This window comes from ANME-2 cluster archaeon, from assembly GCA_014237145.1.
Taxonomy (GTDB): Archaea; Halobacteriota; Methanosarcinia; order Methanosarcinales; family Methanocomedenaceae; genus Methanocomedens_A.
In genome coordinates this window covers 87,511-99,166 of record JAAXOC010000100.1, presented here as the reverse complement: position 1 = coordinate 99,166, position 11,656 = coordinate 87,511, and the positions used below count along the sequence as shown (strand labels likewise).

The following is an 11,656-nucleotide window of genomic DNA, read 5'->3' as shown; positions in this document are numbered from 1 at the left end:
AGTTAACAGATGGATATGAAGTCAGTATCGGCACAAATCCGCTGAACAATGATAGTGATGGCGATGGTCTTCTGGATAAAGAAGAATTAGACATAGGGACGAATGCGTCCAACAATGAGACTGATGGCGATAGACTGACTGATTTTAAGGAGATCTACCAGTGGGGTACCGATCCCACCAACGAGGATACTGATGATGACGGGACTAATGACTATGACGACCAGGATTCTTATGCACCACATGTTGATAGTGTAGTTCTTGTTTATGACTCTGACCCAGATACGTACGATTTCATTAGCAAACTCGCACAATATACCAATGTTACTACTGTCTCTCCTGATGAGTTCATGAATAATCATACTCTTACCAATAAGTCACATATTGTAGTGGTAGGCAGACCATATGCAGGAGATGGAACTGCTGGTAATATTACCTATACGATATTGAAAGAATCCAGTGATATTCTTGCAATGATGTGGGATTCGGATGCCAATAGATTATTTACGGATTATGGTATCTGGAACTCGACCCAGACTGTTGTGATGCTCTCACATCCTTATCCATTAGATCACTTCAAAGTACTGAGCATATTAAAGAGTTTCATAAAAATTGTACATGACGGGGCGGTCATTGTACAATTCCAGACTCCGCGAACCACATTCAGTGTTGAAGCAATTAAGGAGACAGACTCATTTATCAGGGTTGATATGGCAAATGCTGTGACACCGACAATTGAAATGACGATATACAATACAACGACTGTTCCATATCCATTATCCTATGGTTTGTCGGCAGATGAAAAAGTTGTCGGGAAATACCTGGAGATAAATGTGAGTGAAAATGTCCAGAATGAAACGTCTGAAATCATAGATCATGCTATTATCGTAATGTATTACACGGCTTCAGATCTTGATCGTACCGGAGATATGGATGCGAATGATGTGGGAGATATCGATGAGAACACATTGGGACTTATCTGGTACAATCCATCTGTCAACAAATGGGAGAAGCTTTCATCTGATATGGACTGGGTGTACGAAACCGGAGTACAGACTACTGATGCCATAATTTACGGTACGTATTATGAAGGTTATGTCTGGGCTAATGTTTCCCATCTTAGTGTATATGGTATGTCTGGCCAGGAAATGACACAGCCACCGGAGGAGGAAGATGGTATTAATGTTCTCCCGATGTTCTCTGCTGTCCCGCAAGTGACATTCTATAAAATAATACAACTTTCAGCCGGTGAAGTCCAAAATGTTTCCATTACGAATATCCCTGGCATATATGAATTATCTCTCAAGTATCCTGAGATGATTAGTCTGATGTTGTATCTTTCTGAGATCAAATATCTTCCATCGGATGTTCCTGAAGCGCCTGGGGATGTCTACAGCTACTTTGAAATGCTGTTCACAAAAACAAAGACCAATATCAAGGTATATCCTGTTACCCAGATATACTTCAAAGTTCCAAAAGATTTTGCCACTGATAAAGAAAGGATAACTTTGATGCACTATGAAAACGGATGGAACCGGGTTGAGACCGAGGTAACCGGCGAGGATGGGGAAAGTTATTACTACATGGCTGAGGTCACTTCATTCAGTATATTTGCGATAACGTTGACGACTGCAGAGCCAGGCGAGGCAAGTATTCTGGAAGAACCAACTATTTCTCGTGAGGGGACACAGGAGCCAACATCTGAAGCTATACCTGGAAAGCCGCCAGTACGATTTGAATTAATTATACTGATATTTGCGTTACTGATCGCTCTGGGATTTGCATATTACTTATCAACGAGAAAAAGATTATAATAACTGTGAAGATTGCATATGGTCATTGATAGATTTATAAAAATATTTTTGGTATTGATAGTACTCTTATCTGTTTTTCTCTTCTATTCACATATTCATGCAGATATTAAGGATGCAACGACACTGAGCTTGAAAGCTGCAGGAAGCCTGGAAAGCGCAAAATCATATCGATTTGTTATTACTTCCAACCTTTCAATATTGAATGAAGATCTACAGGTAATGAAGGTGGAAGGACAGATGGACCCGGTCAACAACAGAATCTGTCAGTCAATGGAATATGCCAACGGGTCTGCTGAGGTGGTGATTGTCGGGGATCAATTATATCTTCGGGAAGCTAATGGCTCCTGGCAGGTTCGGCAGTTTGAGGGAATGGAAACATGGAAGGATTCGATATCCCAGCAGAGCTCGATATTGTACAATGCTGAAAATCCGACAATGTACAGGGATGGGGATGAATATATATTGGAGATCATCCCTGAAAAGGAAGAGATATTGGACCAGATGCAAAGTATAGGTCTTGAAACATCTGAAACTGATTTTAAAAGTTATATTATAAGATACCGGATAGAGTCGGACACGTTTCATATCAGGAAAATAGAGACCTTGGTTGATGTTGAAATAAATTTTATGGGGATGCGAACACCTGTAAGGTTGGAAAATGTCATTCTTTTGAGTGATTACAATGAGAAGGTGACAATAAAAGCGCCGATCTGAATCCTGGCGGGGTACATATCACACAGGATGTGATTATCATCTTTTATGTGGCTTTTTCTCTTCCACCAGGGATTTTGAATCGTGAAGTCTCTGATATCCATGTTATTAGTATTGTGATACCTACTAAGAGACTTTTTATTATTTAGCATGAAAGTACCCTTGGGTTCTTTCATTTTTTGAGCATGTCATTCGAAGAATTTCATGTACGTTTTCTGATAATGGCCAATATAAATCAGTTTAATTAGATATTTTAATTTATATTATAATCACTATAGGGCTTGTATTTCTATAAAACCATTGGCAATTTCAAAATTATTGTCATTACTGAATAACATTACTATTTGACTATTTTTCTCAATAAATCGTTATGAATATACATATTTATATACAATTGAATGTTTTATGACATAAAAAGTATAATTTTATAGTGATTTTTAGATGTGATTTAAGTGCCACGTGGTAATATTGCAATTAATCGAGAAATAGCAAAAGAAGTACAAAATGGAATAGTCTACCAGGTATTACCTGAAATTGAACATGAAATACAAATGCAACGTATCCATTTCAAAAAGTATGGTCAAATGTAAAATCAATGTAGACACAGATTTCACCGATTACACTGATTTTCACAACCACTATCAATCTGTGTCTCAAAGTTCTGAGCACTATGATAAATTACCATTTAATTTGAAGGGGATACCTATTCTGTTAAAAAGCAGATATATTCGCGCAAGAAAATATATGTAATTGACACGTCCCTGATAAATCTCATATCATTTAAGTTTTCAAGAGATTATGGTAAAATACTGGAAAATCTGGTTTTTATCGAACTAAAGAGAAGGAACAGGGACATCTATTACCATAAAGACAGGCATGAATGTGATTTCATAGTCCTGGAGAATAACCGGATAACAGGTGCAATCCAGGTTACTGCCAGCCTTAATAGCAACAAGGACAGGGAATATAAGGGATTGTATGAAGCATTAACCAGATATGGTCTTGATGAAGGTTTGATATTAACAGCAGATGAAGAATTTGAAGACTCATTTGAGAACAAGAAAACTTACATGAAATTCTTCGAATAACATGCACAAAAAGATGAAAGAACCCAAGGGTACTTTCATGCTAAATAATAGTAATGCCTGTATGGAAGTGGCTGCTGCAATGACCGGTATATTGGAGTTTCCAGAATCAATGCAATCCATGAAGTACGATTTGTGTATTATTGGGATGATTTTCTACAGATATTTGGCATGGAAGTGCAAATATCTCCGATTGAGTCTCAGACAGCTTGTGGAGGAGTTGGAGGGGATACGTGTTGCTCTTCTGCAGGGGAAGACAGGTGGCAAGGTTGATCTGGTTGTTGAGGAGATGGATGCAAAACAAGCCAGGTTGTTCTCTTTGCTGGATTTGGGGAAATTTATGGGGAAGTAGGTAAATCGGTTGCTTGCGGATTAATGTTTTGATAGGGACTACATTGATTAGGTTGCTTGGCAGTGTTTTTTACCACTTCTTTGAAAGTCAAGTTTAACAATAACAATATCACTCTTTAAGTATAAAGCCGCAGGTCCAAGCCGCACATCTCCTATCCATGTGCCGCTGCAATAGCCTCTGGCAGGCTCAGCCGGCCTGTGTACAGAGCGCTGCCAACCACTGCGGCCTCAGCACCCGTTTCCTTTATCATCCTGACATCGTCAACTGTCGTGATCCCACCCGCTGCCACCACTGGTATGCTCACAGCCTCAACCAGTTCCTGGGTGGGTATTGGATCCACACCCTGCAGCAGTCCTTCGGTATCGATATTAGTGAACAGGATACTACCCGCTCCCGCCATCTCCAGCTGCCGCCCCAGTCCGGGGGGTGAGAAATTGGACGTCTTTGCCCAGCCGTGGGTGGTCACCCTGCCGTTTTTAGCATCAAGCGAGACCATGATATGCCCCTTCCCGTGAAGGTCAGACATCTCCCTGACAAAATCGGGATCGTTCACAGCGGCAGTGCCGATGATCACCCTGTCCACACCTACACTCACCAGGGCCTCCACATCCTGGGAAGTGCGTATACCACCGCCAACTTCTACCCTTACATCAGTGGCATCTACTATCCTTTCAACCACCTGAGCATTGACCCTTTCACCCTCTATGGCACCGTCCAGGTCAATGAGATGCAGTGTCTGTGCCCCTTCATCGATCCACTTGAGCGCCTCTGCAATGGGGTCATCCAGTGAGACCATTTCGGTCCCTGGTATACCCTGCACCAGTTGCACACATCTTCCACCTCTAAGATCCACTGCCGGTATTACTTCGAATTTCATTGCCCTGTATTTCCACTGCAATAAATTAAAAGTTGCGATTCCCCTGTTCACACCATGCCCACTAACATCAACACAGCCACCAGGCACATTGCACCCGATGCATCTACAATACTGGACATCATGGGAATGCTGTGGTTATCAGGGTCCAGCCTGAGCTTATGGGCAGTAATGGCAACATAATATCCCACCAGGTTCACGATTGTAACTGCGATCAGGCCCGCCGAAGTGCTGATAAAGATCATGCTTACAAGGTCAGGGGAGTCAATCCCAATCAAGATACTGGCCGCATAAGCCGATACCCCTACCAGGGGGAACACAACTAGGGAATAGATGTAGATCAGCAGGAAGTTGGGAATTATCTGTTTGCCAGGAAAGATACCAGGATCGAACATACCAGTATGCAGCATCGAGGACAGCCTGGATGTAAGTATCCCTCCAAGTGCATTATTATCCTCCAAAAACAGGGGTACCATCACAAGCAGGGCAGGCAGCATCAGGAAGCCCTCAAGTCTTGAATTTATTATCAATCCGGCAAGAGTGCTCATGAACCCGGCAATCAGCAGCATGGGGATACTTTCGTAGATTATACCCCGCATGATGTCAAAGCCTGACCTTATTGTCAACAACAGGCACGCAGCGGCCAGTACGCCGAACAGTATGAACAGGATAGTATGGTATCCTGAAGAATTACTGCCTATCAATATCACGGCCAGGAACAGTGCCGGAAGGGTCACCATATCCCCTGCTGCCGTAATTATTGGCGCACTCATATTATCGATATCCCAGCCCCGCTTATGGCCGGTCACCGCAACTCCCACCGTGATAAGGAGTACGAAAAAACTTGAGATGATCCCACCTATCATGGAGATCAGCACGAACTCTACCAGGCCGATACTTTCTATTTTCAGCAGGAGGGCAAAACCCCATGCCATGACACCCAGTGCAAAGGAGATTAAAGTGGTATTGATTATTGAGGCATAGATATTCTGGCTCAGGATGCTGTAAGGTTTTAGAGATGTGCTGAACATACCTGTATGCAGCGCCGTACCAAGCCGTGACCCCATGGCCCCGAATATATTTCCCCTCATACCTATGGCAGGTGTAATCAGAAGTATCAGGCCGGGCAGCGATTCCAGCATTCCTGTCATCTTGCCCAGTACCATCCCTGCTGCCAGGCTCATGAGACTCATGAGTAAAAGACCTGAAAAACCCTCCTTTAGTGTGGAGGGAGTGATATGATATCTGAGAGATTGTGCAAATGATATTTCATTTATAGTCTCTTCCTCAAAATCTTGCAACATTTATCCCTCATCGGTGGTTTTATGTATCGTTAACATAAATAGACTGCTGTTTAGGTAGATTTATTATGCCAACGAAGATCAAACATTGTTCCCAGAACATGAAAGAACTGCTTGTGGGAATGAAAGATACTTCTGAACTGATGCTGGATTTGGCTTATTCTGCTGTTATCTATGATGATGAGGATATAGCAGAAGAAGTGATCCGTCTGGAAGAGAAGATGGATACTCTTGAATACCATATGAAGATCACTGCCATGCAGGCCGCCCGCCGTATAGATGAAGCACACCAGCTTTCCGGCGTGTTGAAAGCCGCATCAGCAGCAGAGAACATTGCCAATGCCGCAGGTGATATTGCCAATATTGTACGGCTTAAGATGGGTATTCCCACTGAACTGAAGGCTGATATAAGGGAAGCCGAGGAAACGGTTACAAGAGTAACTATCGAACCGGACAGCCCTGTGATCGGAAAGACACTGGGTGAACTGAAACTTGAGACAGAAACAGGGATGGGTGTGATAGCCATACGCCAGGGTTCTTCCTGGATATATGATGTGGAAAAGGACACGACGATCCTGGACGGTGACATACTGTTTGCAAGGGGTCATGATGAAGGACTGCCAATTTTTACAGAATTTGTTACAGGTAAACCCTTTGTAAAGCGTGAATATAAACCCACTGAACCTATTGAAGACCTTGAAAGGGCAGTGGACATTGTTGTGGAGATGAAGAACAAGTCTGAACTTTCTGTGGGGCTTGCATATTCTGCTGTTTTATTCTATAATAAGGACCTTGCTAATGAGGTAGAAATACTGGAAGAAGAGATGGACCAAATGAAATACGAACTCCAGCACTGGGTACTTGAGAGTGCCAGGCATGTGGAGGACGTTGACATTCTAAGGGGCCTGCTCCACCTGGCCAATGCCTCTGAGTTCATCTCGGATGCTGCATATGAGATCGCTGATATTGTGCTTCGGGATATCGAACTGCACCCTATATTCATGATGGCTGTCAGGGAGTCTGATGAAGTAATGACCAAGATCAATGTGGCTGACTGTTCTCCCATTGTCAATATGACCCTTGGTGAACTGAAACTTGAGACCGAGACCGGTATGCATGTAATGGCAATAAAAAGAGGTAGCCGGTGGATTTACAGGCCTGGTTCAAGAACGAAGATAAAAGGTGATGATATACTGATTGCCAGGGGTTCGCATGACTGTGAGACCCAGCTATTCGAGATGACGGCCTGTCATGTTGAACCAAGTGAATAGTATATCTATTGTACCATGTTAACTGCTGCCTGACACTCTGGGCATGAAGGGGATGTTAATACTTCTATATGAGTTAGTTCTGTGAGGTTCACCTACATACTCACCAAACAATCAATGATATATACCCTAAAAGTCTATTCAGGAACGATGCGTCCTTATACATTTATTAATGCGGCCATGTCAGCAGACGGTAAGATTTCAACATACAAGCGCAAACAGGTCAGGATTTCGGGAGCAAATGATCTTGAGAGGGTGGACCATTTACGTGCAGGTGCCGATGCCGTAATGGTTGGCATAGGCACGGTACTGGCAGACGACCCCAGCCTTACAGTCAAATCAAGAGACTTAAGACGTAATCGCAAGGAGCGTAACAGGTGTGAGAATCCTGCAAGGATTGTTGTGGACAGTATGGCAAGGACCCCGATTGATGCCGATATTTTCAAGAAGGGTGAGGGCGAGAGGATAATCGCAGTAAGTGAAACGGCACCTGCTGACAGGGTCGAAAAACTCAAGAAAAAAGCCAGGATCATCATCGCTGGCAGGTACCGGGTGGATCTTGTGGCACTTATGTCCAGGTTGAAGGAACTCGGTATTGGTACACTGATGGTAGAAGGGGGGGCGACCCTGAACTGGTCATTGATATCCCAGGGACTGGTGGATGAAGTTTTTACTTATATTGGTGCCCTGTTCCTCGGAGGCAAGGACGCACCTACACTGGTCGACGGCGCAGGGTTTGCTGATAATACGGATGCTGCCGGGCTGGAACTTGTATCACTGGAACAAATGGATAACGGTGTACTGATACGATGGCGCATAGCAAATCCATGAAAAAAATATTCAAACAATAGTGATACATCATGACAAAATCAGTAATGATAGCAAGTACCCATAGCGGTGTCAATGGATGGCTCTGCAAAATCATACCGGGAGTACAGCCGGGGATGTTAGTGAAAGTGAATTGAAAATAGTTATCTATAATCCTGATAATCAGACCAAAGATATATCGCTAAAATAATATGAGCATCGAAAAAACAGAATCTGACCGCTTTCTTATAGGAGTATTCGTAACAGGAGTGATATCGGTCTCAATAGTGCTTTTCATATTCTACCAATTTGGACTGCTGAGGGAGTTACTACTGGTCTTCAGTACCCAGATGCTGTCCGGCCGGGAGTTCGCTATGCTGCATGGTGCCTCCAAGGAGATGTCCATTCATTTGCTGATATTGGTCAGTTTTATATCTGATATCGGGGCCATGTTAGTAGGTCTTCCTATTTTTGTATTATTCCATAAAGAGTTGAAGCAGTTCCCGCTAATGGCACCTTTCATGAACTTCTCAGAGATGATCACTTCCAATAAAAGCGGTGTGATGCATAAGTTCGGCCTTGTGGGACTTTTCATTATTTGTTTTATCCCGTTCCAGATGACAGGAGGGCTTGCAACTGCATGTTTTGCAAAACTCCTGGGTTTCTCTGTTAGGGAGATCATACCTGTGATAGCGTCTGCGTCCCTGATTGCTTCCATGTTCTGGGCTGTGACTGCCGATACTGTAATGCGATACCTGGAGCCAGTCCAGCACTATGTACCCTACTTCATCGTGCTGGTGGTGGCATCAATTTTGATATACAATTTTGTGCATTACAGGAATAGATAAAACGTTCGACCAACGAAGAAATACATGAGGATTGACATGACACTAACCACCATAACAGCTAAATCGTCAAAACGTATTGGGTTGCCTACATAAATGCCATCACTCATTTTTCGGTAGTGTACTACTTTATGTCTGGTAATTTGGTTTTAAAAAATCTACCCAATTCAAAGGAGTATCTTGAATATCTTTACCTTCCGCACTTAAATGATACTCGCAGGCCACGTAATTCAGGACACTACCAAATCTTGTGTTTTTCACTTCAACTGCTCAATCAATCAACAACAATCCGAAGAAAGTTATCTGCTCTTGATGTGATGTGCGAACTTCTAATTCATATCCTGCTGCCCCCACGGTCTTAAATACGTCTATTCCACATGCCTCCATAGATGGTCTTGCTTTATCCTGATGCTTACAGAATCGCTTAGCTGCGTGGTCTAAAGCAAAATCCTCTTTCTCTGGCAGACAATCACGGCAAAAAGAGCAAGGTAGTGCAGCCATTGCAAACGCTTTGTAATAGCCTGCAAGGAAAGCATGCCTTTCTAGATCAAACATCGTATTGTGTATTGTTAATATAGCATCCCAGAGGTAATGATGGAGATGTGCAGGTGGTACCTTCAAATTCGGCCCTACTTTATTAAATCGTGTGATAAGCGCTTGTTCATAGCATTTTAATAACTTTCTTGTCTCTTCTGGCCCTGGTGCATAAGGCGGACATGTCAAATGCTTCCCAAATGCTTTACATCCATATTCACATTTCCAGCGCACCCATTCGGCTACTTCTATATCCTTAACGGGAATAAGTTTAAAATCATCATGTATTCCTTCTAATTCCTGGATTAGTGTATCTAATTTCATTTGTTCCATCCTCCCTATTATTTTACAGTTTTTGTCTCTTAATGTTTTCCCGCATAAAGATTATTTACTGAATACTTGATATTATAAAAAAAAATTAAATAATCCCTGATTATTTTCGTATTATCAATCCACCACCGCACTCCATGAAAATTGATGGTATATCCTTGAATGGGACAGGGAAGAAGGATTTTATTTCGACACAGTCACTAGCCACCATAATAGGTAAATCGTCAAAACGTATTGGGTAGCCTACATAAACACCATCACTCATTTTTCAATATCACCTTGACATATTGGTCTGCTATCTATCCTATTTCATTCACCTATAAAACCTTTGACCCCACACCCGGCAATCTCATGCGTGGTACGCACACGGTTTTTATAATTTTATTGAGAGCCCACCAATATAGATAACCAATATCCATAACAGGTACGCAACTGCTCCCACACTCATTAATACAAGGAAACTGCGCCTGACCTTAACGTATAATTCCATTGAACCAGCCAGTCTTACAAGGATAATTTTATTTGATGTACTGATAATACTTGCAAGCACTGCCACAAGGGCTGCTGTGGTAGGTGACAGATTACCACCAAAGGCAAGTGCCCCTACCGATGCGGTTACAGCCGCCGAACTCACCAGTCCGCCCAGTGCTAATACAAAGACACCGGCACTCCCGAACCAGATATTGAGATAATGTGCCAGTATGATCAGTACTGTGAACCCAAATGCAAACTTGAATGCAGGTTTAAGGGCAAAGGGTGATTCAATCTCCAGTGTTTCATACTTCATATGGTCGATTCGTTGATCCTTTACAACCATTCCTATGTTTGCAGCAGTAAGCAGCAATTGCGGGGGCAACATCATGATCAAGACGCGACCTGAGGGGTCCACGATAAAGGCAATTACCATATTCCTGATCAACATGGTTGCATTGGACAGGATGATTCCATGGTAACTTACATCCATCAGGATATGCTTCTTTTTTGCAAGTGCTGCCAGTGCACCTGTAGTGGCTTCGCTGTTGACCAGTCCTCCTATAAGGCCAGAAATATGTATGCCCCGCTCGGGGCCGGTTTTTTTCATGAGAAGGAAACTAATAAAACTCATGGACGCAACAATAACCACTATACCCAAAATGTACCTGGGATTTATCACTTCCATGATAGTGGTATTGGGTGTTATGGGAAATAGTATGAATATTATTATAAAGAACTGGACTGCATTGGTTATCTCATCCTGGTTCAGGTTAACTGCAAAATTCTTTAGTGTATATTTCTCAATAAGCAGGAATGTTACAGCCACTGCCCCCATTATAGCGAACAGGTAATATTCATAAGCAACCAGCACACCCATGAGGAATACAAAAAATAAGGCTATCCCGCCTGTAATCCCTACCTGGCGGTACACCACGTTCTTGATGTAGATTATAACTGTAGCTACTATGATAAAGAATATCATGGTCAGGTACAATATATTCGGCATTCCCTGCTGGATTGCGATATATGTGGCTATCATTCCAGATATTGAAGCTATGGCAAATGTCCTGATCCCGGCAAAGATGTCACCAGTATTTGATTTACGTTCTCTTTCAATACCTATTAGCAGACCTATAAGCAGGGATAGTACGAATTTCTCTAAAAAATCGTATGTGACCGGGTCTACATATGACAGCCATTGTTGAGTGGAATAGGTGGCAAGTTCTGATAGGTCGTACATGTGCAATGCGCACTCCGATCAGTA

12 protein-coding genes are annotated in these 11,656 nt (G+C 42.6%); 7 read left to right on the top strand and 5 right to left on the bottom strand.

Annotation, left to right across the window (positions count from 1 at the left end; genetic code table 11):
• The 4 genes from HF974_14115 to HF974_14100 all read left to right on the top strand — a co-directional run.
• Positions 1 to 1,811: PGF-pre-PGF domain-containing protein (locus tag HF974_14115; GenBank protein ID MBC2699436.1), on the top strand; the 1,811-nt coding region annotated here is incomplete at its 5' end.
• A 48-nt stretch (positions 1,812 to 1,859) separates the two neighbouring features.
• On the top strand, positions 1,860 to 2,525 hold the full coding sequence (locus tag HF974_14110; GenBank protein MBC2699435.1) for a hypothetical protein: 666 nt from the start codon (positions 1,860 to 1,862) through the stop codon (positions 2,523 to 2,525).
• Positions 2,526 to 3,244: 719 nt separating this feature from the next.
• Positions 3,245 to 3,610: an ATP-binding protein gene (locus tag HF974_14105; protein ID MBC2699434.1), complete on the top strand. Its 366-nt coding sequence runs from the start codon at positions 3,245 to 3,247 to the stop codon at positions 3,608 to 3,610.
• A gap of 1 nt (position 3,611) precedes the next feature.
• Positions 3,612 to 3,959 carry a hypothetical protein gene (locus HF974_14100; GenBank protein ID MBC2699433.1) on the top strand — a complete coding sequence of 116 codons (348 nt, stop codon included), beginning with the start codon at positions 3,612 to 3,614 and terminating at the stop codon, positions 3,957 to 3,959.
• 151 nt (positions 3,960 to 4,110) lie between these two features.
• On the opposite strand, the gene HF974_14095 is transcribed toward HF974_14100, so the two are convergent.
• Positions 4,111 to 4,836, bottom strand: coding sequence for a 1-(5-phosphoribosyl)-5-[(5-phosphoribosylamino)methylideneamino]imidazole-4-carboxamide isomerase (locus tag HF974_14095; GenBank protein MBC2699432.1), 726 nt, complete (start codon positions 4,834 to 4,836; stop codon positions 4,111 to 4,113).
• 47 nt (positions 4,837 to 4,883) lie between these two features.
• Positions 4,884 to 6,137 (bottom strand): divalent cation transporter, encoded by a 1,254-nt coding sequence (locus HF974_14090; protein ID MBC2699431.1) that lies wholly within the window; start codon positions 6,135 to 6,137, stop codon positions 4,884 to 4,886.
• A gap of 62 nt (positions 6,138 to 6,199) precedes the next feature.
• Between HF974_14090 and HF974_14085 the strand changes: the two genes are divergently transcribed.
• The 3 genes from HF974_14085 (at position 6,200) to HF974_14075 (ending at position 9,057) form a co-directional block, all read left to right on the top strand.
• Positions 6,200 to 7,405 (top strand): potassium channel protein, encoded by a 1,206-nt coding sequence (locus tag HF974_14085; protein MBC2699430.1) that lies wholly within the window; start codon positions 6,200 to 6,202, stop codon positions 7,403 to 7,405.
• Positions 7,406 to 7,552: 147 nt separating this feature from the next.
• On the top strand, positions 7,553 to 8,233 hold the full coding sequence (locus HF974_14080; GenBank protein ID MBC2699429.1) for a 2,5-diamino-6-(ribosylamino)-4(3H)-pyrimidinone 5'-phosphate reductase: 681 nt from the start codon (positions 7,553 to 7,555) through the stop codon (positions 8,231 to 8,233).
• Positions 8,234 to 8,421: 188 nt separating this feature from the next.
• A complete protein-coding gene (locus HF974_14075; GenBank protein ID MBC2699428.1) occupies positions 8,422 to 9,057 on the top strand; it encodes a small multi-drug export protein in 636 nt (211 codons plus the stop codon).
• 267 nt (positions 9,058 to 9,324) lie between these two features.
• On the opposite strand, the gene HF974_14070 is transcribed toward HF974_14075, so the two are convergent.
• The 3 genes from HF974_14070 to HF974_14060 all read right to left on the bottom strand — a co-directional run bounded on the left by HF974_14070 (position 9,325) and on the right by HF974_14060 (position 11,632).
• The gene (locus HF974_14070; protein MBC2699427.1) at positions 9,325 to 9,912 is read right to left on the bottom strand and encodes a DUF2284 domain-containing protein; all 588 of its coding nucleotides are present in this window, start codon (positions 9,910 to 9,912) and stop codon (positions 9,325 to 9,327) included.
• 109 nt (positions 9,913 to 10,021) lie between these two features.
• Entirely contained in the window at positions 10,022 to 10,183 is a 162-nt protein-coding gene (locus tag HF974_14065; GenBank protein ID MBC2699426.1) for a hypothetical protein, read from the bottom strand.
• 108 nt (positions 10,184 to 10,291) lie between these two features.
• Positions 10,292 to 11,632 carry an MgtC/SapB family protein gene (locus HF974_14060; protein MBC2699425.1) on the bottom strand — a complete coding sequence of 447 codons (1,341 nt, stop codon included), beginning with the start codon at positions 11,630 to 11,632 and terminating at the stop codon, positions 10,292 to 10,294.
• Positions 11,633 to 11,656 lie beyond the last annotated feature (24 nt).